Annotated in this window: 23 protein-coding genes and 1 tRNA gene; 12 read left to right on the top strand and 12 right to left on the bottom strand. The window is 41.8% G+C overall.

Going from position 1 to position 26681, the window contains the following annotated elements:
* Positions 1–211 precede the first annotated feature (211 nt).
* The 5 genes from AC1F2U_RS19185 to psbM all read left to right on the top strand — a co-directional run bounded on the left by AC1F2U_RS19185 (position 212) and on the right by psbM (position 3157).
* The gene (locus AC1F2U_RS19185; RefSeq protein ID WP_480262549.1) at positions 212–664 is read left to right on the top strand and encodes a hypothetical protein; all 453 of its coding nucleotides are present in this window, start codon (positions 212–214) and stop codon (positions 662–664) included.
* A gap of 328 nt (positions 665–992) precedes the next feature.
* The gene (tgt, locus tag AC1F2U_RS19190; protein WP_480262550.1) at positions 993–2141 is read left to right on the top strand and encodes a tRNA guanosine(34) transglycosylase Tgt; all 1149 of its coding nucleotides are present in this window, start codon (positions 993–995) and stop codon (positions 2139–2141) included.
* 78 nt (positions 2142–2219) lie between these two features.
* A complete protein-coding gene (locus tag AC1F2U_RS19195) occupies positions 2220–2357 on the top strand; it encodes a photosystem II reaction center protein K (RefSeq protein WP_006195022.1) in 138 nt (45 codons plus the stop codon).
* Positions 2358–2543: 186 nt separating this feature from the next.
* Entirely contained in the window at positions 2544–2840 is a 297-nt protein-coding gene (locus AC1F2U_RS19200; RefSeq protein WP_094347996.1) for a 2Fe-2S iron-sulfur cluster-binding protein, read from the top strand.
* A gap of 200 nt (positions 2841–3040) precedes the next feature.
* Positions 3041–3157 carry a photosystem II reaction center protein PsbM gene (psbM, locus tag AC1F2U_RS19205; RefSeq protein WP_084227279.1) on the top strand — a complete coding sequence of 39 codons (117 nt, stop codon included), beginning with the start codon at positions 3041–3043 and terminating at the stop codon, positions 3155–3157.
* A 176-nt stretch (positions 3158–3333) separates the two neighbouring features.
* On the opposite strand, the gene AC1F2U_RS19210 is transcribed toward psbM, so the two are convergent.
* Both AC1F2U_RS19210 and AC1F2U_RS19215 read right to left on the bottom strand, forming a co-directional pair.
* Positions 3334–4185 (bottom strand): universal stress protein, encoded by an 852-nt coding sequence (locus tag AC1F2U_RS19210; RefSeq protein ID WP_480262551.1) that lies wholly within the window; start codon positions 4183–4185, stop codon positions 3334–3336.
* A 618-nt stretch (positions 4186–4803) separates the two neighbouring features.
* The gene (locus AC1F2U_RS19215; RefSeq protein ID WP_480262552.1) at positions 4804–6375 is read right to left on the bottom strand and encodes an alkaline phosphatase D family protein; all 1572 of its coding nucleotides are present in this window, start codon (positions 6373–6375) and stop codon (positions 4804–4806) included.
* A gap of 245 nt (positions 6376–6620) precedes the next feature.
* Here AC1F2U_RS19215 and AC1F2U_RS19220 point away from each other — a divergent pair, with 245 nt between their 5' ends.
* Positions 6621–7745, top strand: a complete 1125-nt coding sequence (locus AC1F2U_RS19220; RefSeq protein ID WP_480262553.1) for a WD40 repeat domain-containing protein — start codon at positions 6621–6623, stop codon at positions 7743–7745.
* Positions 7746–7857: 112 nt separating this feature from the next.
* Here the strand turns inward: AC1F2U_RS19220 and AC1F2U_RS19225 are convergent, their stop codons facing one another.
* From AC1F2U_RS19225 to psbZ, 5 genes are all read right to left on the bottom strand, one after another.
* Positions 7858–9120 (bottom strand): glutamate-5-semialdehyde dehydrogenase, encoded by a 1263-nt coding sequence (locus AC1F2U_RS19225; protein WP_480262554.1) that lies wholly within the window; start codon positions 9118–9120, stop codon positions 7858–7860.
* Positions 9121–9124: 4 nt separating this feature from the next.
* Positions 9125–9532, bottom strand: coding sequence for a hypothetical protein (locus tag AC1F2U_RS19230; protein ID WP_094348002.1), 408 nt, complete (start codon positions 9530–9532; stop codon positions 9125–9127).
* A 681-nt stretch (positions 9533–10213) separates the two neighbouring features.
* A tRNA-Gly gene (locus AC1F2U_RS19235) sits at positions 10214–10285 on the bottom strand.
* Positions 10286–10412: 127 nt separating this feature from the next.
* Entirely contained in the window at positions 10413–10991 is a 579-nt protein-coding gene (ribH, locus tag AC1F2U_RS19240) for a 6,7-dimethyl-8-ribityllumazine synthase (RefSeq protein WP_099103015.1), read from the bottom strand.
* Positions 10992–11184: 193 nt separating this feature from the next.
* Positions 11185–11373 carry a photosystem II reaction center protein PsbZ gene (gene psbZ, locus AC1F2U_RS19245; protein ID WP_099103014.1) on the bottom strand — a complete coding sequence of 63 codons (189 nt, stop codon included), beginning with the start codon at positions 11371–11373 and terminating at the stop codon, positions 11185–11187.
* Positions 11374–11523: 150 nt separating this feature from the next.
* Here psbZ and AC1F2U_RS19250 point away from each other — a divergent pair, with 150 nt between their 5' ends.
* Entirely contained in the window at positions 11524–14265 is a 2742-nt protein-coding gene (locus AC1F2U_RS19250) for a CBS domain-containing protein (protein WP_480262555.1), read from the top strand.
* A gap of 12 nt (positions 14266–14277) precedes the next feature.
* Here the strand turns inward: AC1F2U_RS19250 and AC1F2U_RS19255 are convergent, their stop codons facing one another.
* Positions 14278–15042, bottom strand: a complete 765-nt coding sequence (locus AC1F2U_RS19255) for a Uma2 family endonuclease (RefSeq protein ID WP_480262556.1) — start codon at positions 15040–15042, stop codon at positions 14278–14280.
* A 429-nt stretch (positions 15043–15471) separates the two neighbouring features.
* Between AC1F2U_RS19255 and abc-f the strand changes: the two genes are divergently transcribed.
* From abc-f to AC1F2U_RS19280, 5 genes are all read left to right on the top strand, one after another.
* Entirely contained in the window at positions 15472–17103 is a 1632-nt protein-coding gene (gene abc-f / locus AC1F2U_RS19260) for a ribosomal protection-like ABC-F family protein (RefSeq protein WP_480262557.1), read from the top strand.
* Positions 17104–17181: 78 nt separating this feature from the next.
* Positions 17182–17508 (top strand): DUF6825 family protein, encoded by a 327-nt coding sequence (locus AC1F2U_RS19265; protein ID WP_480262558.1) that lies wholly within the window; start codon positions 17182–17184, stop codon positions 17506–17508.
* A gap of 145 nt (positions 17509–17653) precedes the next feature.
* Positions 17654–19339: an ABC1 kinase family protein gene (locus AC1F2U_RS19270; RefSeq protein ID WP_480262559.1), complete on the top strand. Its 1686-nt coding sequence runs from the start codon at positions 17654–17656 to the stop codon at positions 19337–19339.
* 16 nt (positions 19340–19355) lie between these two features.
* Positions 19356–20093: a Stp1/IreP family PP2C-type Ser/Thr phosphatase gene (locus AC1F2U_RS19275; protein WP_099101680.1), complete on the top strand. Its 738-nt coding sequence runs from the start codon at positions 19356–19358 to the stop codon at positions 20091–20093.
* Between the two features lie 680 nt (positions 20094–20773).
* Positions 20774–20971, top strand: coding sequence for an NblA/ycf18 family protein (locus AC1F2U_RS19280; RefSeq protein ID WP_041565841.1), 198 nt, complete (start codon positions 20774–20776; stop codon positions 20969–20971).
* 458 nt (positions 20972–21429) lie between these two features.
* Here the strand turns inward: AC1F2U_RS19280 and AC1F2U_RS19285 are convergent, their stop codons facing one another.
* From AC1F2U_RS19285 to AC1F2U_RS19300, 4 genes are all read right to left on the bottom strand, one after another.
* The gene (locus AC1F2U_RS19285; protein WP_480262560.1) at positions 21430–22983 is read right to left on the bottom strand and encodes a serine/threonine-protein kinase; all 1554 of its coding nucleotides are present in this window, start codon (positions 22981–22983) and stop codon (positions 21430–21432) included.
* Between the two features lie 374 nt (positions 22984–23357).
* Positions 23358–24371, bottom strand: a complete 1014-nt coding sequence (locus AC1F2U_RS19290; RefSeq protein WP_480262561.1) for a glycosyltransferase family 2 protein — start codon at positions 24369–24371, stop codon at positions 23358–23360.
* A 226-nt stretch (positions 24372–24597) separates the two neighbouring features.
* Positions 24598–25044, bottom strand: coding sequence for a hypothetical protein (locus tag AC1F2U_RS19295; RefSeq protein WP_094348018.1), 447 nt, complete (start codon positions 25042–25044; stop codon positions 24598–24600).
* Between the two features lie 127 nt (positions 25045–25171).
* Positions 25172–26434: an anhydro-N-acetylmuramic acid kinase gene (locus tag AC1F2U_RS19300; protein ID WP_480262618.1), complete on the bottom strand. Its 1263-nt coding sequence runs from the start codon at positions 26432–26434 to the stop codon at positions 25172–25174.
* Positions 26435–26681: the final 247 nt, after the last annotated feature.

Here is a 26681-nt window from a genome sequence, read left to right on the forward strand (position 1 = left end):
TTTTTATACAAAAACGATTAACTTAGGAAGTTAAAATTCCATTAAGGAGCAAAATTTGTGTTTTGTATTCGTTAACTAAAAACTTACTCCAAATTATTAGACGATTGCCCCATAAAATTGATATTTTTTTAAATGTAGGGAGTAAACAAGCTATTCAATTATGACAGTTTAGCTATGTTGTTGCTCTCCTTAGCTCAATCGCAATTTTCCTATGAGTCACCATCTACCCGACACCAGGATACCAGCTCCGTGCATTATTAACACGGGCATCATTGTGAATAAGCTCGACATCCGGCGATTGCTGGCAGATTTAGGTCGAGTCCACTACATCTACACCCAAGAAGATAAGGTACTGAGCGAGGGTGAAGGGGATGTGATGGAAGTTTTTTCCAATCCGCAAAGGTCTACCTTAGTGGCTAACCGCGCGCTATATCTGAATGTTTGTAGTTTTGATTACTTGGAACTAAAACAGTCGTCGCAACAAGAAACCTACTTCGATTTGATGCAAGAAGGAGTGTGTCTGCGGTTAATTCCCCGATCGACACCTTTACAAGAGCGACGAGAGCGAAGCTTCAATGTCAGCGCCATAGAAGCGATGATGGAACAAGTACTCTCAGCCAGGTGGGATGCAGAAATTGACGATGACTGTTCTGATTCTTTCTAAATAACAATTATTTAGAGTATATACTCGTAAAGTTGGTAACTAGGTTAGTAATGAATGCTTAAGTGTTCGCTAAAACTCAACTACCAATCTTGATGTTTGTCCATAATTTAGCCAAATAATATTAATTTTGCCTTAATACCATTTGGTTTTATGACTGCTAGTACCGCAAGTCAAAAGTCAAAAGTCAAAAAGCTTTCCTTTTGGGCTTTCTAGCTGTAATGAAATGGTAGGTTTAGTTCTGCTGCGTTGTACTAGTTATGGATTTTTGAAACTCTTTACCGATTAATGTTTCACAATCCAAAATCTAAAATCTAAAATTCCAAATGGCATGAGTGCGAATTTTTCTTTTCAATGTCTTGCTTGCTGTAGTCAGACAAAAGCTAGAGCAGGAGTGTTTTTCACTCCTCACGGTCTTGTAGAAACCCCCAGATTTATGCCAGTAGGAACGCTGGCGAATGTCAAAACTATTACTCCATCTCAGCTACGAGATACTGGGGCACAAATGATCTTATCCAATACTTATCATCTTCACCTACAACCAGGAGAAGCGATCGTGGCTGGGGGTGGTGGGTTACACAAATTTATGGGTTGGAACGGCCCAATGCTCACAGATTCGGGTGGCTTTCAGGTCTTCAGCTTAAGCGAGATGCGAAAAATTACTGAAGAAGGCGTAACTTTTCGCTCACCTCATGATGGACAAATTATTAACTTAACACCAGAGCGCTCCATTGAGATTCAAAATACTTTGGGGGCTGATGTGATTATGGCCTTTGATGAGTGTCCGCCCTACCCAGCGACTCGCCAAGAGGTTGAAACTGCAACTGAGCGCACTTACCGCTGGTTAGAACGCTGTATAACAACTCATCAACGCAGCGATCAGGCGTTGTTTGGGATTGTGCAAGGGGGCGTGTATTTGGATTTGCGTTGCCGTGCGGCGGAAGCTTTGGCTAAGTTGGATTTGCCGGGATATGCCATTGGTGGCGTGAGTGTGGGAGAACCGCCAGAATTGATGGCTGAGATTGTCAAAGTGACAGCACCGCTTCTACCCCCTGAAAAGCCGCGTTACTTGATGGGTGTGGGTACTTATCGGGAAATGGCGATCGCGATCGCATCTGGTATAGATTTATTTGATTGCGTCATTCCCACCCGTTGGGCAAGACATGGTACAGCGATAGTCCAAGGCGGACGCTGGAATTTAAAAAATGCTAAGTTTCGTGAAGATTTTACGCCATTAGATGAAACTTGTCCCTGTTATACTTGTCAAAATTTTAGCCGTGCTTACATATCTCATTTAGTGCGATCGCAAGAAATTTTGGCTTATACCTTGTTGAGCATTCACAACATTACCGAACTAATTCGCTTTACGCAAAAAATTAGAGAAGCAATATTGAGCGATCGCTTTGTTGCAGAATTTGGTCATTGGCTCAACTCATCTGAATCGGCATCAGATGAGGGTGAAATTACAAATGACTATTGACCAATGATTGAGACTCAAACCATGTTAAGATACTTCTCAATTATGAAAGCTGTGTTGGATAGGTGGATTTAAACAAACATGGAAGCAGCACTTTTATTAGCAAAACTGCCAGAAGCTTACCAAATCTTCGATCCTTTGGTAGACGTTCTCCCAGTCATCCCGGTATTCTTCTTGTTGCTTGCTTTTGTTTGGCAAGCAGCTGTGGGATTTAGATAAGTTAATCTATTTTTCAATTTATAGGACAGGTAGACTACCTGTCCTATTTTTTTGTAGCATCGTATTTGATAAAGTTAATATTTATTAATATTTTGCAATGAATTCTTATAATAAATAAGATGTTAATACAAGCTATGTCAATATGAAGCCTTGAAAGCCAAGCTTACAGTCAAGGAGCAATCAGTTATGGGTAATATCAAATTCGTTAAAGAAAATAAAGAAGTAGTGGCAGCAGATGGTGCTAATCTCCGGCTCAAGGCGATACAAAATGGCATTGATATATATACATTTATTGGTAAAATGACCAATTGCGGTGGTAATGGTCAATGTGGTACTTGTATTGTGGAGATAGTCGAAGGACTAGAAAATCTTTCCCCTCGCACAGAAGTAGAAAACCGGAAATTCAAGAAAAAGCCAGAAAATTACCGCCTTGCCTGTCAAACTTTAGTGAATGGCTCAGTCAGCGTAGTCACGAAGCCTTAAGTTCTCAAATCTGTCATGTATCCAGTCAGTAGTCAAAATACTTACCAAAATTAAGTTTCCTTTCTACGAGACGCTACGCGGACATTTTGAATACTTCGACAAGCTCAGTACAAGTTTTGAATTTTGAATTGGTATAACTCTGTCATCGATAATGCTATCCTAATGTTGTTGACTGGAAATTAAAGAGAGGTTTTCTTGCCATGCAAGTTAATGACCTGGGGTTCATAGCGAGCATTTTGTTCGTACTAGTCCCCGCCGTGTTTTTACTAATTCTTTACATCCAAACTGCTAGCCGCGAAGGTGGAAAAGATAGTTAAGAGTTCGTGTATAAAATAAATAACCCCTGCACCAATAGTGTAGGGGTTTTTATTTATCAACTATCAATTTAGTGCTGTTAGCGTAGCCTGTGCTGGGTGCTGAATAGTAAAGACGAGACAAATCTTACTTCTTTACTATTTTATTACAACAATTATTATACTCAGCACTGTTTACTTTAAGCGATTGTCCGCGCCAACAATACCGGACAAGTGGCATTGACTCGAACATAGTCAGACAAGGAAGATCCGATGAGCCGATCTATATCAACAAAACTCTTAGCGATCGATGGACGACGATCTGGAGAACCGAGCAATAATAAGTCTATATTCAACTCTTCTGCCAATCGACAAATTTCTTCACCAGGTTTTCCACTGCTGATATAAGAACGAGATTGAATGCCTTGTTTCTGAGCTTCTGCAACAGCAGCCGCTAAAACTGGATATTTGTCGGAATTAACCTGGGTGATTTCTGATTTTTTACCGCCGAAATCTGTACTAATATTTGCCAAAATTAATTCGCCACCTGGAATATCTCGCAGTAAAAACAATGCCAATTTCAAGCAATTTTTTGCTGAATCAGAATTGTCTATTGCCACCATAATTCGCTTAATTCTTTTAACATAAATATCATCTTTTACCAGCAACATGGGGCGAGAAGATAGCTGGAAAACATACTGACTGACTGAGTTCGATAAAATCGATTGCAGTCGCTTCAGTCCGCGTGAACCCATAATAATCAAGTCAGCGTCCATTTCATCAGCAACTTGGCAAACCACATCTTTGGGATCGCCTTCACGCAAAATTGAAGAAACTTGGCTAGGATCTAAGTTCAAAGTTTGAATAGCATTCGCCAGAATTTTACCCCCATTTTCCCATTTAGTTGTCATGGTAGTAGCAGCATTTTGTGCTTGAACAACATGCAAAATCGTAACTTTTGCAGATTGAATTGAAGGGATTTCTTTCAGGGTTTTGAGCATTTCTTCTGCGTGTCCCAATCCCGATACAGCCAGCAAAATTCTTCTGATCATCTTACGTAATTTTTGTGAAGTTTACTTTTGTTTTCGCTGTTGGTACTTGGCTCTGGTCGGATTTTCACCACCTTGCTTGACAACCTAATTAGTAAGTTGGCACAAATAAACTTTATTTTTTAGTATTTAACACTCAAACAAATGGCAAAAGATAAAAAACTAAACAAATGTTTAAGTTTGTTTGCACTTAGTCACTTAAACTTTCAACTAGACTTCAACTATTCAGCATACTCTCAATTTAGTCTGATGAACTTAATAAATTATGATGTTAGTTATTATTTTTAATCTATGTTTACTTTTGTTAATTAGAAGTTAGTTAAGTATTGCAAATAAATGCCAAAATAACTCTATAGTAAAATTGATTCAGTATAAGCTTTAACAGGCGATCGCTTCCCACTTGAATAGTCTACACTCCACCTGAATTTCTCATATCTGCCGCCTTTTTTAAGTCTGTTTGCAGTTTTGGTAACTCAGATAGCATTGCTATATCCGAACATTCGCAAAATGTGGGATAAAAATATCTGAATTAAGATATTGTTATGGTCGAAATCATATTTAATATATTGAAACCCTCCAAATAGAATCTGGAGGGTTTGTTTGATTGGTTATGAGATTTGCTTAACTTAGATGTGCCCCTGGTTGTCCGTTTTGGACTACAAAGGAAGCTAGGGTTTTGACTGAGGCATTCATATCAACGATGCTTGATACAACGCGATAGTCACTTTGCCAGCGTTTTTGAGTCAGGTTGCAGCGGACGTATCCTCGGTAAGCACCATCAAAGAACTTAGTATGGGGATTATTAATTAGGGCTGCTTGAGATGGAGCGATGAATGAGGTGGGAAAGTCAGAGGTAATTGAAGTTCCTACGAACTCAGTACCTACCGTCGGTGAGTTTGGATTATTAAAGTCAAGCTTTAGGTCGTGTACCCAACTAGAATGGATGTCTCCAGTAATTACCACTGGATTAGAGGGTTGGCGCTGGTTGAGAAAACTCAAAAGCCGATTACGTGCAGCTACGTAACCGTCCCACTGATCCACATTGAAGACACCGACACCTGGACTACTATTGAAATTGTACTCGGCTAACATAGTCTGTTGAGCAATCACATTCCAGCGCGATCGCGATTGATCTAACCCTTTTCGTAGCCACTGTTCTTGCTCTGAGCCTGTCATGGTAGCATTTGTATCAAAAGCTTGGGAACAGCGAGGCTTAAGTCCATCATCACAAGGTTGGTTAGTGCGATACTGCCTCGTGTCTAGCACATTGAACTCAGCTAAATTACCGAAAGTCAATCGCCGATAAAGCAGCGCATCTACTCCCTTGGGCAATGAAGACTGACGTAGAGGCATGTGTTCGTAGTAAGCTTGGTAAGCATTGGCTCGCCGTTTTCTAAAAGCCTCTTGGGTTTGATTGTCTTCGGGAATTAAGTTGGCGTAGTTGTTGTCAACTTCATGATCGTCCCAAGTGACAATCCAGGGAAAAGCCGCATGAACAGCTTGAAGATTTGGGTCAGTTTTGTAGAGGGCGTGGCGATCGCGGTAGTCTTTAAGAGTGATAATTTCTGGACTATTATGCTGGCGGGGCCCACCAGACTGTGGCCCGTATTCGTAGATGTAATCACCCAGATGAACCACAAGGTCGAGATTTTCCTCAGCCAAATGCCTATATGCCGTATAGTAGCCATTTTGCCAGTCTTGACAGGAGACAAAAGCAAAGTTCAGCTGTTGGGTATAACTATAAGATGCTGGTGCTGTACGAGTCCGTCCAATGGGGCTAACTTCCTTACCTGCTTGAAATTGATACCAATACCAACGCTCAGGGTTTAGCCCACGGACATCAACATGGACTGAGTGCGCTAACTCTGGTGTTGCTAGTACTGTTCCTCGCCGCACAACTTGTTTCATGTTTTCATCAAGGGCGACTTGCCACCGCACTGGGACATTTACGAGTGGCATTCCACCTCCAGAGAGTGGATTTGGAGCCAGTCGTGTCCAGATAACAACACCATCCGGCAAAGGATCGCCAGAGGCAACACCAAGACTGAACGGATAGCCAGAAAACCTTGAGTTAGCCAATACCGGATGCCATTGGCTAGCGATTGTTAACCCTGTTAAGAATCCTGCACCCAACAAAAAATTCCGCCGTTTGCACTGATTTGCTAGCAGGCGCGTACCATCCATAAGTTCCATATTCACCCCTTCTTAGATGTAAATACAGTTGGCATTTAGGAGGGTCAATTGCCAAAAGCACAAATAATGGCTTGATTTGACTTGTTTCCTAATTGCTGCTCAACCAAACACAAGCAACCTATCAACCCAGGATCAAGTAGAAATTAAGATTTTGTTAAGTTTAAATTTGAATTAGGGGATTGGGTATTGAAACTAGGAGAAGTTTGTGGCAGATTTAGACCCAGCACCAAAATAGTAAAGAATTTATGACAGTTAATGATGCAGTTTTGGGAGGGATTCAAAGAGTTAAGCAATTGCTGGCGTATGGAAGGGTTGAACAAAAAATTGATGCCCTTCTAGATGCTTTTGAGTATGGGGAAGCTGGCTTAGACTTGATTATTGAAGCTTTACAGAACTCAGAGGTTGATGTTCAAGAAGCAGCTTATTGGCTACTTCAGGAAAGTACAGAGCCAAGAGCTAAACTGGCATTACAGGCATACAACCCCTATTTATTTTTTGAGTATCTTTTTACTATTGAGAGGTATACAGATCAAGTTCCTGGGATTGGTCATATTTTTATTAATGTAGATAAAGAAGTCTCAGTAACTCTTGATGATAATGATGGAATAGTGAAAATATGGAATATTCAGACACAACAAGTAACTAACACATGGAAGCAGGAAAACCCAACGAAATTTACTCAAGTTATCTTCGCTCCAGATGACCAAATATTAGGACTTTCGCATTCTAATGATTGTGCTGAAGTGTGGGATCTCAAAATAGGGGAGAAAATCTTTACCACCGGTCATCATGCGGAAAACTTTTGGGCTGTTTCTTTTAGTCCAGATGGTCAAAAACTTGTCAGTACTGGTGATGCTAATATTTTTGTATTATGGAATATTCATCAAATAGAGGAAAATTCCTCTATTGAGATACCTGAATATCTTCCTCGCCGTTTTTCCATATACTCAAACTCACAAACCTTGGTCACTTATGCCAGTGACAAAAACTATAATACTACTCTGGAATTGTGGGATTGGCAGACAGAACAGGTATTTTGCACAATTAATACCCAATCAAGGTTTATTCCTGATGTTGATATCAGCCCAGATAGACGTTTATTAATTAGTAGTAGCGGAGAAAATGGAACTATTAAAGTGTGGAACATTCAGACAGGACATGAACTTTGTCGCCTCATAACTAATTTATCATTCATTGATTGTCATACAATTAGCTCGGACGGACAGAGACTATTTGTTTGGATTGGAGGCAGTACATTTACAGCTCAGGTATGGGGATACCCCAGCAGTTCTGGTAGGGCGGACACGGACGAGCTACGTGAAAAATGGGACAAAGCGCAAAACTTTGTTAAGATGCTTGCAATAATTTAGATTTTATAATCTTCTACAAGCAAGTATCCGCGTCACCACTCTCGGAATCCACAGTGATTTGAGATAGTTTTACTTCAAAATTCCGAATTATACTTTACAAATTACGAATTATTTAAAATCTGCCATTTCCCTGAACAATGTGCTTAACGGTGGTCAAAGTTTCCAGGCTGATAAATCCCCGGCGATGACCTTTTTGATTAGACATACCGAGAAATACTGAATCTCCCCGCGAAGGGTTGCGGGAAAAACGCGGGGAAGTGTTGATGTAGGTAGAGGCGCTGTTAACTCCCAACGCAAACTGCCGACTTTCCTGGTAGGATTCAGTCACGATGGAGTCAGCATGACCACTGCTATATTCATTAATCCAAGCGATCGCACCCTCTAAGCTATCCACCAGTTTAAAAGCTACTGTCCTCGTTAAATAAGGGTTTCCCCATTCGCCTTCTTTTACCAGCTGCAACTGGGGAAAGGCTTGTACTAGTTCTGCATCTCCTTTAATTTCAAAGCCTTTTTCCATCAAGCTGTTCCACAGAACTGCTAAAGATGATGGCAAGGCTTGACGATGAATTAGTACTTTTTCAATGGCGTTGACTTGATCGGGTTCACTTTGATGGCTATTAAGAATCATCAAGCGCACCATTTCTAAGCTACTATTCAGCGACCAGTAGAGGTAACAGTTACCCATCGCCGACTTTAGAACTGGGCAAGTTGACTGTCGGACTACCTGCTGCACTAAGCTAGAACGCCCGTAGGGAATAACTAAATTCACGTACTGGTCTTGGGTGACTAGATCCCGAATCGAAGCCCCATGTTCTGCTGTAATCAGTTCTAGACAGCCCGGAGCTAGTCCAACTTCTGCGATCGCATTTTGCAGTGCCTCAGCGATAGCGGCGTTGGAATGGCTGGCTTCGGTACTGCCTTTGAGAATTATACAATTACCAGTTTTGATACAAAAACCCGCTGCGATCGCCCCTAAATCGGGAAATGCCTCATAAATAAATCCAATCACTCCCAAGGGCATTAACTGGGTATAACTCTGGGAATCTTCCAGTTGATAATCAGCGGTTCTGACGCGTCGCAGCGGATCTGATAATTCCCCCAACCGTTGCAAAATGTCCACTGTCATCTCTAGCCTTGTGGGAGTCAGCTTCAGCCAGTCCAATATCAATTCAGGCACTGCCATTTCCCGACTGGCTTCTAAATCCAAGGTATTGGCTTCTAGAATGTCGTCAAATGAGCGCTCAATCGCCTTTGCCATTGCCAATACTGCACGACTTCGGTCTGCTCCCTTTGTGAGCGCCAGCTTTAGGGAAGCTTGATAGGCTCGTTGGGCACTAGTAATCGGTTCGGGGTGGTCATCCAATTCAACAGTCATTGAGTTAACGTCTGTAGGTAAGCCAGACCATTAGTGCTGGTAAAATAGCCAATAGCACCGCCACCATTGCCCAAGCAATAATGCTGGAACCATTTGCCAATCGCAGTGCTAATGGCAGCCATATAATCACTAGCACGAAAATAATCCCCAGCGCTATAGGCAAATAGCTTTCTCCCAAGCGGGGATGGACAACATGCCAACTATTTCCCATCCAACGCCAAGCCCGTTTGTAGGGATAGGTGGTGGAAAGCTGTTCTAGGACATGACCATTATCTTCTACAACAAAGATTTGCTGACAGCGATCGCAACCAAATGCTTCTGTCAGCGTAATCGGAATTAACTGACCCCGGCGACGACAGGGACAGGGGTATTCGGTATTGAAATCGATTTTTTCGGGTTTTTGAGATTGCACAAGCGTTCTAATAACTTGAGCGTGTTTTACACGAACTACAAGAATATAATGCCTTGGTAAACACCTTAGAGGCTTCTGTCTTTATATACATAAAAAGGTGATGCAAACATTGCCCTGATTACCAACAGTAGATGCAGCTAACTTTAAGTATCCTACTAATTGCCAAATCAGTACGGAGTTATCTATTTTTAATCTTTCCCCGTAGCTGGCAATCTTGTTTAAAAATTTCCTTCTCTTCATCTGTCGCTTTCAAGGTAATGTGGTTGCGTTTTTGGGGATTTATTCTGCTGACACACCTGATACAATTTTAAGCATAGGTGGCGATCGCTTCTAAAGCAAATCCTTTGGGAAGGCCGCACTCGTAAACAACACGCATCAACAAACCCGCTAATTTCCCTTTGGGTCACTATATATTACAATCAGTTATCAAGGTTAGATCGGCATCATGTCCAATCTATATTCCTTGAAGTTCAAAAGCGTTTCCAAATCGGGAATTGCTAAAACATCTATTTTAGTGTCTAACTCTTTGTCCAAATATTATATAGATTGTGGCTAATTTTAACTGACCTGTCCACATTCGGAGTAGTTTACAAGAGTGCAGAGCTAATCTACGAACACTTCAACGCACCTTAAAAACACTAAACCTCTTGGAATTGTTAAATTCAAGAGGTTTTAGTTGGAAGCGGGTAACGCGATTCGAACGCGCGACATTCACCTTGGCAAGGTGACGCTCTACCACTGAGCTATACCCGCGATCATCACCCAAATATCAATATCTCAGATTTATCTGTAATTGTCAACCCCCTAATTTAGTCATTGGTCATTAGTCATTTGTCCTTTGTCATTAGTGAATAACAAAGGACAAATGACTAATGACAGACTAGCCGAGTTCTTCTGACTCCAAAGTTAAATTGCCAACGCTGGCACTTGGAAAAGAAGGTGGCAGAGACTGGCTATTACGAGAATATGGCTCTGCTAGGTTAGAACGCAGTTGTCGCATCAGGCTAGCCATTTCTAAGGCATTCAGGGCGTAATCCCAGCCATGATTACCTTTTATGCCTGCCCGTTCTAGAGCTTGCTGCATAGTATCTACTGTCAAAATGCCAAAAATGACTGGCACCCCAGTTTGAAAGCTAGCGGCGGCAATGCCTTTAGAAACCTCTGAGGATACGTAATCAAAATGGGGTGTTTGTCCTCGAATGACTGCGCCAAGACAAATTACAGCATCATAACGATGGGAAAGTGCTAATTGGCGAGCTACTAAAGGTACCTCAAAACTTCCCGGAACCCAAACATAGTCCACCTGATTACCTTGGGGATTAGGGTCTACACCGTGGCGTTTTAAACAATCTTGACATCCCTCTAGCAGCTTTCCGGTAACTAGGTCATTGAATCGACCAATCACCACTGCAAACCGCAAAGGCTCCGTTTGGGTAAAAGTTCCCTCGAAAACTGCCATGACTGCCTCTTTATCAACTATACTTCTGGCCAAATATACATTTCTTATTTAAATGTAGAGGAGCAGGAAAGCGCGGTCAAAATAAAGTTAGTAGGAAAAAGAAAAAATCCTTTGTTTCCCTTAACCTTTGACCTTGGCTTTTCTGCCCCTCTAGTTCTTATATTATGTGCCTGCGCCAGAGCGAAGCCGTCGCCTAAACGACAAAAAAGTTTAACAAACCAACTAAAAACACCAAACCAATCCAGACCCCAGAACCAACCCAGAGGAGTTTTTTAGATTCATTCCAATTTTGGGGAGTGGCATAAGCAACCGGAACGCCTACAACGAGGACAAAAGACAACACTACTAGACCTATCAAGGCAAATTGGAATATTATGGTCATTTTTGCTTCTCCCAATACAGCGAAATACTAAGGATAGAATATCCTAAAGGGCGACACTGACACTTTCTTATTATTTTTAAGCTAGCAGAAATTGCAACATTTTTGTCATTTGTCCTTTGTCTAAGTACAAGTGATTAATGACTCTTAACTATGGATTTAATTCTTTGCCACACCACAGCAGATTTTGACGCATTAGGAGCAGCAGTAGGGTTAACGCGCCTACTATCGGGAAGCAAGATTGTGCTCCCCGGCGGCTCTCATCCTACTGTACGGGATTTTTTAGCATTGCATCGGGATGAATATCCTCTGATTGAACGCCGTTCGGTGAATTCAGAAAAAATTCGCTCTCTGACTGTGGTGGATACACAACAGCGCGATCGCTTGGGTAAAGCTGCCCAGTGGTTAGATTTACCTAGTCTAAAAGAGATTATAGTTTATGACCATCACTTAGGACAAGAATCAGATATTCCCGCCACGCGATCGCATATTGACTCAGTAGGAGCAACCACAACTTTAATCGTCGAGCAATTGCAACAACAGCAAATTTCCTTGACTCCTGCTGAAGCAACTGTGATGGCTTTGGGTATCCACGTTGACACTGGCTCTTTGACATATGACCAGTCCACACCACGGGATGCTTTAGCTTTGGCTTGGTTGATGCAACAAGGGGCTAGTTTATCAGTAATTTCCACCTACCGTGACCCCGGATTATCACCGCAATTGCAGCAGCTATTAACTGAGGCACTGGAAAGTTTAGAAGATATCTGTCTACATGGATATACGGTTGCTTGGGTAACTTTGAAAACTGAGGCTTTTGTGCCGGGGCTATCGAGCCTAGCTTCGGAACTTGTGGAATTAACCGAAATTGATGCCCTATTATTGGCTAATGAGTATCCTTTAGATGAAGGGAATTCACGCTTAACTGTAATTGGGCGATCGCAAATTCCCAAAACGAATCTTAACCAATTATTCCAACTTCTAGGTGGCGGGGGTCATTCACAAGCCGCATCGCTAAACCTAAGAGGAGTTGATTCAGAGGCAATATTAAAACAACTCCTAGACGGGGTAAAAGCACAAATTCCCCATCCCCTCACTGCTAGGGACTTGATGTCCTCTCCTGTTCGCACGATTCTGCCTGAAACCACAATTGCCGAAGCCCAGCGCATTTTATTACGCTATGGACACTCTGGTTTATTCGTAGTTGATACTCAAGGGCAACTAGTAGGTATTATTTCGCGACGGGATATTGATATCGCCTTACACCACGGATTTAGTCATGCGCCAGTTAAGGGATACATGACCAAGAATCTCAAAACGATTACACCAGATACGACATTGCCACAAATTGAGTCGGTGATGGTCACTTATGATATCGGACGCTTACCAGTATTGGAAAACGAGCAGTTAATCGGTATTGTTACCCGTACTGATGTCTTGCGGGAATTACATCAAGAATGGGATGAAGACCAAGAGGGAGAGCAAAAATTCAAAATTCAAAATGACGCTCACGGACTCGCTAACGCTGCGCTAACAAAATTTAAAATTCCTCTCAGAACTGAATTGCAAAATCGCCTTGCTCCGCAACTGTGGCAATTACTCACTACAGCATCGCAAGAGGCAGAAAAACGGGGTTGGCATCTTTATTTAGTGGGCGGTGCGGTGCGGGATTTGCTATTAACAGAAGCAGTAGCGGGCACTTTGATGATTAAAGATATCGATCTTGTGGTTGATGGCTTTCATAAATCAGCAGATGTCGGTGCTGGTGTGGAATTAGCCAAAGCACTCCAACAACTTTACCCTATGGCTCGCTTAGAAATCCACGGGGCTTTTCAAACTGCGGCTTTGTTGTGGCACAAAGACCCAGAATTAGATTCTCTATGGGTCGATATTGCTACGGCTAGAACAGAATTCTATCCTTATCCAGCGGCAAATCCAGAAGTTGAGGCGAGTTCCATTCGTCAAGATTTGTATCGCCGAGATTTTACCATCAACGCCCTCGCCTTGCGCCTGACTTCCCCTCGTACTGGTGAGTTACTCGATTTTTTTGGTGGATTACTAGATTTACAAGCTAAACAAATTCGGGTCTTACACGCCAATAGCTTTATCGAAGACCCCACCCGCATTTTTCGTGGCGTGCGCTTTGCCGTGCGCCTCGGATTTCAGATAGAACCGCAAACTGAAGAGTTTATCCGCTATGCCATCAACAGTGGTGTTTACGATCGCACTGCTCAAGAGAATAGCAGAACTCCAGCCCTGCAAACTCGACTGAAAACAGAATTAAAGCACATCCTAGAAGCCCCCTACTGGAAATCGGCTTTGCAGTTACTCGATAACTTAGGGGCATTGCAATGCATCCATCCTACCCTGAAGCTAGACGCAGAACTCCTGCGACAATTACGTTTGCTAGAACGCTGCTTGCGGCGATTTGACCCGCAACCAACCCTCATTCATTGGGAAATGCGTTTAGAAGCGTTAATCGCCCATCTAGCAGCACAATATCGGGCGAAAGTAGCAAAAAATCTACAATTGCAAGAAGATGGCATTAAACGCTTGCAAAACTTGGCTTCTGCTCAAACTGAAGTAATGGAATCTTTGCCTAACTGTCAAAGTCCTAGTCAAGTAGTACAGTTGTTGCGACAGTATGATTTACCAATGCTGATTTTAATTGCTTTGCAAAGTCCGCGATCGCTTAGACATCAGATTTGGGAATATTTAACTGTTTGGGTTAATGTGCAGCCACTACTGAATGGCAATGATTTAAAGAAACTTGGTTATAAAGCAGGGCCTCAATATCGGCAGATATTAGATGATATGCTTGCTGCTACCTTGGATGGAGTAATTAAAGATAAGACTGAAGCTGACAAGTTTTTAGCGCAACATTATCCTCAATGAAATAGCTCTGGTCTAAATTGTATCTGGATTGATATTTAACTCCCGCAGTTTTGCTGCTAAACGTTCTGCCTTTTGTTCGGCTTGTTCAGCTTTTTGTTCGGCTTGTTCAGCCTTTTGCTGGGCTTGTTCAGCTTTTTGTTCGGCTTGTTCAGCTTTTTCCTGTACCTGTTCTGCCGTTTCTTCCGGTGTTGGTATTAGTTGCCCATCTCGTGTAAAAAACCGCAATAAACCTTCATCAACTCCCAAATATAACCCTAGCTGATGACTCCACAAATATCCTTGTTCAATTGCTTGTAGAGGTTGATATTCGCCATCTACTAAATGAAATCCCGCAAATTCTTGTGTGTAAGGGTCAAACCAAAAATAATCGGGCGTGCGGAAGGTATCTTGATAAATTGTTTTCTTTAAGCCTTTATCAGTATTAGCTGTTGAGTTAGACAAAATTTCTAAAATTACATTTGGATATTTGCCATCTTCTTCCCAGACTACCCAACTTTTACGGGTTTTACGTTCAGTTCCCAGCACAACAAAAAAGTCTGGACCTCGGAAGTATTCTGATTTGCGTTGGCGGGGACTGTAGTAGATAGTCAGATTTCCCGCCGCATAGAAATCATTTCTATCTCGCCACAACCATTCCAGACAGGTTAAAAGTAGGATTATTTGCCGTAAATGCAGTTCGCTTTCCAAGGGAGGTTCGTCACTATATAAATCACCCGGGGGAAATATAACATCTTGGCAGATGCCTTCTTGAGAATCTAATTCTTGAGCAATGGTCATAGAATGAATAGGGCATCAAGTAGTTATTAATTATTTTACCACTGTGGTAGTTAGCGACCGCTCTGACGGCATAGCTATCGCTTACTGCGCTACATTAACGCTTGGCAAAAACAGCTGATCGCATTCTCACTTTCCGAAATTCCTTCGTGCTAAACTGTAGTCAATATCAAACCTCATCACAACTCCAACGAGATAGCAGAAATGAAGTAGTATCGAACACCTGTTGCGCCAAAGCAACAAATGTCAACGAAGAATAAACGCAACTAGTTTGACAAGGTTACTTCACATAGTCATGCAATAAAAATATTGTCATCACTCCTATCTATATAGAACCGTTTGACAAGTGTCTGCGGCTGAGTTTTTTTGTCTAATCTACCTGTAATTTTATGAAACACGCGGGTGGAGTTTGGGAATTGAGGTTTGAGAATAATGCCGAAAAAATCAATATTGTTAGCTGAGAACTTAGCCTATGGCCTCAGCGTAGATAGAACTTTGTTTCAACAAGTTCATGTGAATATCGACGCGGGCGATCGCATTGCTTTGGTTGGTCGCAACGGGGTAGGAAAATCAACCCTTTTCAAGATACTTGCAAGTCAACTCAGCCCCAACACAGGCTCAGTTTTGCATCATGGTATGGTCTATTATTTGCCACAAATCAGCACTATCAAACAAGAAATTACAGCAGATACAGTACTTAAATTTTTGATTTCTATCTCTGATGATTGGTGGAAGATTAACGATATTTTGCAAACACAATTCCACACCAAAATTGACTTATCTTTATCAATCTCTAACTTGAGTGGTGGAGAACTTACTAAACTGTTTTTGGCAATTGGTTTAGCTCAAGAGCCAAACTTATTATTGCTCGATGAGCCAACTAATCACATGGATTTGCAAGCATTAGAAAGCTTAAGACACTTTCTTTTAAATTTCACAGGTGCGTATGTAATTGTCTCTCATAAGCCTTTTTTCTTAGACCAAGTAACAGAAGTTACCTGGGAACTTACACCTATTGGCTTGAAAATATACGGCGGTAATTTCTCGTACTATCGAGAACAGAAAGAAATAGAGTTAGAGGTAGCATTGCGATCGCACGAATCCGCCAGAAAGGAACTCAAACGTACCCAAGCCACAGCGATGCAAGAACAGCAACGCGCAGCCCAATCTAGTCGCAACGGTCGCGCCAAGTTTCTGAATGGTAGTATTGATAGAATGGCAGCAGGACTGATTAAAACCAAAGCTGAGGTGTCTACCGGAACTGCGAAAAAGAAACATGAAGCAGCAGTAGCAAAGGCTAATCAAAAGGTTGCAGAGACAAAGGTCAAAACTACCAAAGTCACGAGTATTCAGCTAGAAGAAAAAAATCAAAAGCGCCGAAATCTAATTAATATCCAGGGTGCAAATCTTAGGATATCAGAGCGTCTATTGATTCAAAATATTCAACTGCATATATCATCTGGCGATCGCATAGCAATTATCGGCGCAAACGGTTCTGGTAAATCGAGTTTGGTCAAAGCAATTTTGGGCGTGGAAAACCAAACAGCGGTTTTAGAATCAGGTGAGGTTTTGCTCACACCAGCCATGAAAGCTGTATATCTCGATCAAACCTACGAATTGGTAAATCGCCAATACACAATTCTAGAAAATATGCAAGCTGCCAATCCTCATCTCAGCTATCAGCTTTTACGTCAACAGTTGGGACACTTTCTCTTTAAATATGATGACGTTTACAAAAGCGCCTCTGTACTGAGTGGAGGTGAATTGGCAAGATTAGCGATTGCTATAATCAGTATCTCAGAAATCGATCTACTGATTCTCGATGAGCCAACTAATAACCTGGATATTGAAACTGTTGAACAAATAGTAGTAGGTATCAATGATTACCAAGGAGCGCTTTGGGTAATCTCCCACGATCTCGATTTCCTCAGCCGGATTAACATTACCCAAGGTTTCAAGTTGAGGGAACAAACTTTGCAAATGACAAATTATTTACCAAGTACACCAGAGCAATATTATCGAGAGTTGCTGGAATGCGATCGCTTTATCGATCGCCTCATGTAAATTTCTACCTCAACAACAGAAGCGGCAAAGCATACAGGCAAGTTATAATTCTCTTGCGGTGCAACGTAACAAAAATTTATGAGTAATCCCCTTGTGCAAGCCTTTTTCGTAGGCAGAGCGGTAGCAGAAGTAGTTAATGAGCGTTTAGAGGTCGCCTTGACCGATGCTTTGAGCGATCTGGGCAAATTTGATGCAGAAGCTAGAGAGCAGTTACGCCAGTTTACAGAAGAAGTCCTAGAGCGGGCAAATCGGGCAGCAGAATCAGCTAATGCTGGTCAAGCTACCCCAAGTACTGGGCAAGCTAGTTCTGATTCCGGTGACTTGCAAGCAGATATTGACGAATTACGAGCAGAAATTGCCCTGTTACGAACAGAATTGCAACATTATCGCCGAACTTCTGCATAAATTTTAGTCATTAGTCATTGGTCATTAGTCAAAAATTATGCACGAATGACAAATGACAAAGGACATTTAAGAAAAAAATAGTTTAGGAATCAGAGTGTCTTTTCTTCCAAGTGATTCGGTCGCAAACCAACGGTAAACAAAGTATATGGAACAAGGTTATTCAGAGAAGGCATACCGTTGGAATCGGGAAAAATACTCTAGCAAACGGCGTTTTGTGGACATTTGGTCTTTTGTCTTGACCTTACTGTTCAAACTTTGGCTATACAACAAATCTTGGAGTTATCCGGGAGGTGTGACTGATGTAAAGCAAGCTGCAAGACGCAAAACCCAAGCAGTCTGGATTCGCAATACTCTATTGGATTTAGGACCAACCTTCATCAAAGTTGGGCAACTGTTTTCTACCCGTGCTGATATATTCCCTGGTGAATATGTAGAAGAACTAGCCAAGTTACAAGACAAAGTACCCGCATTTAGTTATGAGCAAGTAGAAGCGATCGTTGAGAAAGAACTAGGCAAGAAAATTCCTGAACTCTTCCATAATTTTGAACCTATTCCCTTAGCTGCTGCTAGCTTGGGGCAAGTACACAAAGCTGTACTACATACAGGGGAATTGGTTGTTGTCAAAGTGCAACGTCCTGGACTAAAGAAGTTATTTGAAATAGATTTACAAATTCTCAAAGGAATTACCCGCTACTTTCAAAACCATCCCAAATGGGGACGGGGGCGAGATTGGTTAGGTATTTACGAAGAATGTTGCCGCATTCTTTGGGAAGAAATTGATTATCTCAACGAAGGCCGTAACGCCGATACTTTTCGCCGTAACTTTCGTGGCTATGATTGGGTGAATGTCCCAAGAGTATACTGGCGTTATGCCACTTCCAGAGTGCTGACTTTGGAATATCTCCCTGGAATTAAAATTAGCCAATACGAAGCTTTAGAAGCAGCAGGTTTGGATCGAAAAGCGATCGCTCGTCAAGGCGCTCAAGCCTACTTACTACAATTACTCAATAGTGGCTTTTTCCACGCCGATCCTCATCCAGGTAATATTGCCGTCAGTGCAAATGGCGCTCTGATATTCTATGATTTCGGCATGATGGGGCGGATTAAGTCCAACATCCGCGAAGGATTGATGCAAACACTGTTTGGCATTGCTCAAAAAGATGGCGATCGCGTTGTGCAATCTCTGATAAATTTAGGTGCGATCGCCCCAACTGATGATATGGGCCCAGTCCGGCGTTCCGTCCAGTATATGCTGGATCATTTTATGGATAAGCCCTTTGAAAATCAATCAGTTGCAGCAATCAGTGACGACCTTTACGAAATAGCTTATAATCAGCCATTTAGATTTCCAGCAACTTTCACTTTTGTGATGCGAGCCTTTTCTACCCTAGAAGGGGTAGGCAAAGGCTTAGATCCAGAGTTTAACTTTATGGAAGTTGCCAAACCGTATGCAATGCAACTTATGACCGATATGAATGGTTCTGAGGGGAATAGCTTTCTTAACGAATTAAGTCGCCAAGCAGCTCAGGTAAGTAGTACCGCCTTTGGTCTACCACGTAGATTAGAGGATACATTAGAGAAGCTAGAGCAGGGAGATATGCGCTTGCGCGTTCGGTCTATAGAAACTGAACGCCTGCTGCGGCGACAGAGCAGTATTCAGCTCTCAATAAGCTATGCTCTGTTAATCAGCGGTTTTACGCTTTCAGCTACTATTTTAGTGGTTAAGGATTATGTATGGTTGGCACTGCTGCCTGGTTTAATTGCAGCGGCGCTTTCAGCGATCATGATCCGATTACTTTTACGCCTCGACCGTTACGATCGTATGTATTAATTGTTGCAAAAAATTTATGAAACTTAATTTCACGGGTTTTAGCGATCCGGGACTTATTCGTTCTAATAATCAGGATGCTTACTATATAGACCCAGAAGGACGATTTTTCGTTGTTGCCGATGGTATGGGTGGTCATGCCGGAGGTGAAGAGGCAAGTCGCATTGCCACTGGAGAAATTCAGGCGTATTTAGTAGCAAATTGGGAAACTTCTAAGTCTTCTCAAGAATTGCTAGAGCAAGCTTTGTGGGGAGCCAATGAAGCAATTTTGCAGGATCAGCAAAATCATCCCGAACGCGCCGACATGGGGACAACAGTTGTAGCAGTGATTTTTCGCTCTCCTGAGTCGCCTTGGTGCGCTCATGTTGGCGATTCGCGGCTGTATCGCTTCCGCGAGTCGCACTTAGAACAGGTGACGGAAGACCACACTTGGGTAGCACGAGCAATCAAAATTGGTGATATCACTTTAGATGAAGCACGATTACATCCTTTTCGTCATGTATTATCGCGCTGTTTGGGGCGCGAAGACTTGCATCAAATTGATGTGCAACCACTAGATGTAAAAGTTGGCGATCGCTTGCTGTTATGTAGTGATGGTCTTACAGAAGAACTTGTCGAGCAGAAGATTGCTAACTGCCTCCAAGATAGTCCTTGGCTTGATAAAGCCGCCATCTCTCTTGTTGAGGCTGCCAAAGAGCATGGAGGGCACGATAACATTACAGTTGTCATCGTCTCGCTTGAAGAAAATAGTCATTAGTCATTAGTCGATGCTTAGTAACTTTAAACAAATAACTAAGGACATAGACGCGCCAGCGGCTTCCCGCAGGGTAAGACAAAGGACAAATCTGGTAAATATACTCAGTAATTTGTTCAGCGTGAGCATTTTTCCTTTTTACAATTTGATACAAATATTTTTAGCCTCTAAAATGACCCAAAGAGGCTAAATTTGTATAAATTGGTAAATTGACATCTTGCACGTAATAAGGTAAAGCGACTATAATTCACGCTTATTACCATTAATTCTCCAACCTCCTTAAAATTTCCGTCCTCCGAAGCTTCTTCCACGCTTACGGAGACACAATCTTAGGCTTTTTAAACACAAAGACTAAGACGGGTTTTGCATAGCACAAAATATTCTCTTTAAAAGAAATTTGTGCAAAGCAGAATGAATTAAAGAGGTAGTTATACCTATCTAAGACCAAATAGAGCTTATTTTCCGGAATATGGTTCAGCTGACTTGGGTGGTATATCAGTAGGATTAGGTGCAATATATCAGAGCAGAAAAAGTCCACACTTTGGATGTGGGCAATCTGTCAAACAATTGTTATCTTTCGTAATACGGAGGAACAAATGTTGGACAGATATGAGTCCAAATATTATCCCATTTGGACTTCTGTGAGCGATATCACCTTTACACGTTGTTTTTTCGGAGTAATTATGAATCAACCAATGAAACTATCCTTGGAACAGCAATTCAGCATCTGCTCATTTGCTACTCAGGTACAAAATATGAGCCACGATCAAGCTAAAGATTTTTTAGTCAAGCTATATGAGCAAATGGTCGTGCGCGAGGCAACTTATCAAGAGCTTCTTAAGCATCAGTGGGGCTTAGATTCCGGTTCCACTATGGCATAGAGTCGTTCTAATGTCGCAGTGGGCGACCTCCTTCTCTTGCTTGGTTCCAAGGAGGAAAAGAGCTGGGGATGCCGGGGCGTCAACTTCGATAACTAAATTCCACAAGATTGCACAAAAGTTCAATTCACGAAATTAACTAAGAATGAGTAAACATTGTCTACGCCATATCTGCTGGAGTCTAGACTAACTTTAGCGTTGCAGGCTAAATCTGTTGTTTGCTTTAGCCAAACTTCTTGTTGTTTCGTCTAGCGGTGGATCAAACCTGCGTAAATTGACAATCCACTAGAATATTTGCACAGGAAGATTTAGAGATAATTTGGATACCACTGCTTTAACAGCTAGTGATTTCACTCTTTATACATATAACTAGAAGTTACATCTTTATATATCTTTTGTTTATAAAACGTTACATTCTTGGAGCGACCACCTATAAAACACGTAACATAAAGAAATTATGCCTAGCTGGAAAGATCGTATGGAGAATCTGTATCAATACTTTCCAGTTTTGTTATAATCTGAGGCTTAATCTTTTCGTACTCGTTTTTGAGTAAGCTTTTACTCATTTGCGGGTCGGCAGAGGACATCAACGTATTGCTCATTGTGACCCACTCTTGCAGTCGTTGCCGCTGGGCAGAAGCGACGCTAGAAAGTAAGATGTGGGTACAGTGATTTGGTGCTTCTCGTGCGAAGAATAAGAGGCGGTAGTAACCTGTGTGCTGTAATAACCGAGCAATTTCTTGACCAAGGCTGGTTTTGAGATCGAGGTAATAAGGCAACCATTTAGCGCCATGCTTGCGATTGTAGATGACAGTAATCCATAGCAGCATGGGATGGGGGATAGAGATGAACAGAAATTGGTTATAGCGTGTACAGAGTAAGCGTTTTTGAATTTCCTCTTGCGGTAGCATCACCCACAAAGCTGGTAAAACCTCCCCATTGGTATGAATGGGCTGGGGAAAAACAATATCGGCAATTGGTTTATTTTTGGGCCAAGAAATGGCACGAGCGATTTCATCGTTTGACCAGGATACCCGTAAATCGGCTTTGGTCTTTTGTTCAAGCTCAGTGCTAGCTGTAGTAGCAGGAACGAGGGAATGGCTGGCTTGCTGAATTTTGCGTGTATGCTCAGGCTTTTCTAAAGATGCTAAAACTCTGAGGATTTCAGTAATACTTTGAGGGCGATCGCATGCTCTTTTAGCTAGACAACTCATCACCAAATTTTCAATTTCTTTTGGTAGTTCTAATCCAGGCGCAGCCTCAGCAAAAGAACGTGGTTTTTGATAGTGATGTGTTTTATACCACGCACCAAAAGAGTGAGTTGGTGCCACCAGTGGCATTTTGCCTGTCAGCATCTCAAACATCATGACGCCCAAACTATAAATATCAGCACGGTTGTCTAATTCCTTACCCTCCATCTGTTCGGGAGAAGAATAAGCCAATGTACCCAAATAAAATTTTGTATGGTCGCCATCTGACTGTAATAACTTAGCAATACCAAAATCTAGAACTTTGACCAATTCTCCAAAACTGGGATCTTGAATCACCAGCATATTGCTTGGCTTGACATCGCGATGGATAATTGGGCAAATAGTGCCATCAACCGGGATGCCATCATGGGCGCACTGTAACCCCAGGCTGAGTTGACGCGCCATACTGAGGAATCTTCCTAAAGGTAATCGTTGCTTGCGAATAATATTGTTCAGGCTTTGTCCTTGTAAGTATTCCATAACGTAGAACGGGGTGTTATTGTCATCTACGCCATAATCCATAACTCGGACAATATGGATACTTTTTTGCCCTAGTAAAGCACAGGTTTTTGCTTCTCGCTCAAAGCGGTCTTGCAATCGCATCTTTTCATTTTGGATTGATAGAGCCAGAAACTTAACCGCAACAGGTACACCTCCCAACAATGTATCTTTAGCACGATAAACCCGACCCATTGCTCCAGTACCGATTAACTCTTGGAGTTGGTAGCGTTTGCTGAGTAAGCGACCAATGTTGGGGTCTGACATAGAAAATTCGACTCCAAAAGCAGGTTGTAAATGTTTGGGAGGACAAGTGCATTCAAAAATTGTGGTGTAGTTTTAGTTTGCCCAATTTTGACTAATGCGCTATCACTCTTGGCATCTCCTCTTCTCTACAAGACGTTGGTTTATGTTGGGAGAAGACGGCATTAGTTTGGCTACACGAAACCTTACCTGTCTTTGTAGGTTAACAAACCCTTCAATTCGCATTAGTCCACGAAGGTAGGCTTAATTTATATAATAACGAATTATATTCACCCAATACTTTTAGAACATTTTATTATTACCTAATAATCTTTTTAACCTTCAAACTAATTGTTACTATGTAATGATGCATTATTTATTAGTAAACCTATTATATTCTAAGTGTTATTTTTTCGTTTTTTCTGTTGATTAGGATATAGATCGAAAGTTGATTTATTATTCATCACATAGTATTGAATTCGACGTTCCACAATACTATTAAATCGGGACATGAAATCATAAAAGAAACCTGGATATTTCCTGATTTCTGTGAATGCTGTTAACCATTTTTTTTGTTTTATAGGTTCTACAACTTTAAGATAAGCTAGATTTTTCTTATAGATTGAGAGATTATAAGATAGAGCACGCATTAGAGTAGGATTTTTTTTCACAATGTCTTGTTGCATGAAAGAAGTAGTAGCTTTGCAATATTGATTTAGACGTGGTAATTGACTTTGATATACAAGAGAACCAGGGCGTGAACGGTAGAAATAATAGGGTTTTGGCTCAATAAAAAACCTAGCTCCTTTGATTAAGCATTTCATGTCAATCCAAAAATCTTGACCCATTCTAATTTCTTCATCGTACTCGATGCCGTTCTTAATCAGGAATTCTCGTTTGAATAGAGGCTTGCTTAAGCCAAGATGCAAACCTGGTTGCCCATAGACATCAGTTTCTACAAAATAAACGATATCAATTTGGAAGATTTTATCTATACATTCTCCACTTTCTTGAATCAATGTACTCCAAGGAGATGTTGTACCGTCTTCGATCAAATAAACATCATCAGCAATCATGTCTGCATTTGTTTTATTTGCCAGAGACACAAGCTTTTCCAATCTTTCGGGAGCATACCAATCATCTGAATCAAGTACAGCAATCCATTCTCCTTGGGCTGCTCTGAAGGCGCGATTACGTGCAGCCGCCGCTCCAAGATTTTGCTGATTAACTATCACTTTGAAACGTCGATCGCTGAAACTTTTAGCGACTTCTACAGTTTTATCACTTGAGCCATCATCGACCATGATAACTTCAATGTCAGTGAGTGTTTGCTTTAAGGCTGACTCTATTGCCTTCCCAATATAAGTTTCAGTATTGTAAGCAGGGATAATAACGGAGACTTTAGGATTCACGAAACTGAACTCCTGACTACATAGTTAGGTAAAATACTAAAATTCTGACCATAATTCGATCGTTTCTTTTTTACTATACAACTCAGTAGGTCGGTGAGAATAAACGATGAGTGGTTAAAGTTGGGCAGGAGGATATTAGGCGTTGGTAAACCAGTGCGTTGCCAGAGTTTTTTGAACGGCGGTGTTTGGCTTAGAAGAACAGCAAAGCGGTGAAGCAGCACTGCTTTTAAGCTGACTGACGCTCTAGGCTAGCTTCCATTGTGTTAGTTAAAAAATGACCAGCCAAGATACCACTACTGAGGTAATATGTATCTTGCGAAATCCGGTGTAGGGTTTCAAAGCCACTACGACGCTGACGATCGCCTAGTACCCAGTAACGCTGTACGATCGTATCCAGACCAATCCAGCCTTCGCCTTCAACCTGCCCCAAAATATTATGTTGTAGTAAAAAAGTATACTGACGCTCTCCATCATGCAACCGCCCCTTATATTGCAGAGAGATTTCAGAGCGATCGCTACCTGGGAATATCAGTTTTGTGGCCATAGTGAACCAGTTATCTCGATTCCAAGCGACCAAGGTCATACCCTTGACGCTAATTGGCATACCATTACGTTCCAGCCAATTTCCTTCCATTGCCCAGCGTCCTGGTTCCAATAAAAAAGTATGAGCCACCTTTTGTTCCCTGTCTTGCTCGAGTGCTGCCAAGACTATAGTTATAGCAGTGCTAAGTTACGAGTGCTGAGTTGCGAGTAAAGAATGAAGAAATTTTTTATCTTGTTTATTGTTCCTGACTCAGCATTCAGAATTGACCTTGGTGAATTTCTCCCAAAAGTACTTCTTGAGGTGCACCTGTAGCAGTAGGTAGGTTGCCAGGAATACCCAAATGTCGCCAGTAGGCTAAAACTGCGAAAGCGATCGCTTCTTTAAAATCTGCACTCAAGCCGACTTCATCTGTCGTCGAGACTGGTATCGATCCCAACAACAACTGTAACCTTTGTTTCAAATAGAGATTGCGACTACCACCACCACATAATAGTACTCGTTGTGGCATTTCTGGCAAAAAAGTGTGGTAACTATGAAAAATTGAAGCAGCTGTAAGTTCTGTGAGAGTTGCTAGTACGTCAGCAGGATTGAGTTGGTATGCTTGAGCATCTTTTAAACACTGATGCAAGTAAGTCACACCAAATAATTCGCGTCCAGTGGATTTGGGTGGCGGTAGATGAAAGTAGTCTTGGTTGAGCCATTGTTCTACTAATTGATGGCAAGGAGTACCACTTGCTGCCCAATTACCATCTTCATCATAAGTTTTAGCACCATTGCTTAAATGCTCCACCGCTAGATCCAACAGACTATTTCCTGGGCCAGTATCCCAACCACGAATTTTTAAGAGCCAGTCTCCATGCCGAGGCGGAATATAGGCAACATTGCCAATACCACCAATGTTTTGAATACAACGTCCTTCCTGGAGATGACTGAGCAAATAAGCATCGACCCTGGGAACAAGAGGTGCACCATGACCACCAATAGCAATATCAGCAACGCGGAAGTTGCTCACAGTCGCAATGTTCGTAAGATAGGCAATTAATGCACCTCGCCCTAGTTGAAGACTGTAACCCAAGGGACTGCCCAGTGACGTTAGCGGATAGCTAGGGTTTAGCTCGTGGGTAGTGAGCATTTCTCTCCCCCTACTCCCCTGCTCCCCTGCTCCCCCTGCTCCCTCTTTGGGTGGTCGATGATAAACCGTTTGACCGTGGGAACCAATGAGAGTGGCGCGCTGATGACCAATTTGAATATTTTGGGCGGCTTGGGCAAAGACTTGGGCGATCGCATCATCTATTTCTGCTAATTCTGCCATTGAGATGGCAACGCCTGCACCAACAGCTAATATTCTTTCTCTGAGTTGGGCTGGATAAGGATATGTTGCCCCGGCGAGCAACTCAACTTTGAGATCCAATTCTGTACCGGAAATCTCTACCAACGCAGCGTCTATGCCATCTACGGATGTGCCACTAATTAAACCAATAACGCGAGTAGGGACAACAGCTTTTTCAGTTGGATGCATCGATCGAGATTCTTTTGTTGATTGCAAGAGTTTAGTTTAATTCATGTTAATAGCTATGTCAAAACACTCAGGTTGCATAGTTGACTATAGAAGAAAAAGTAAATAGAGCGAAGGAAGAATCTCAAAACCAATAGCAATGACCACGAATCTATTTATATTTACCAGCAAACAAAGAATTTAAAACAATTTTGTTTGTTATCTTGATCGATCCTTAATCAGGACAACATTTGAAGATACAAATTCTTAA

It is taken from the genome of Nostoc sp. LEGE 12454, assembly GCF_056620565.1.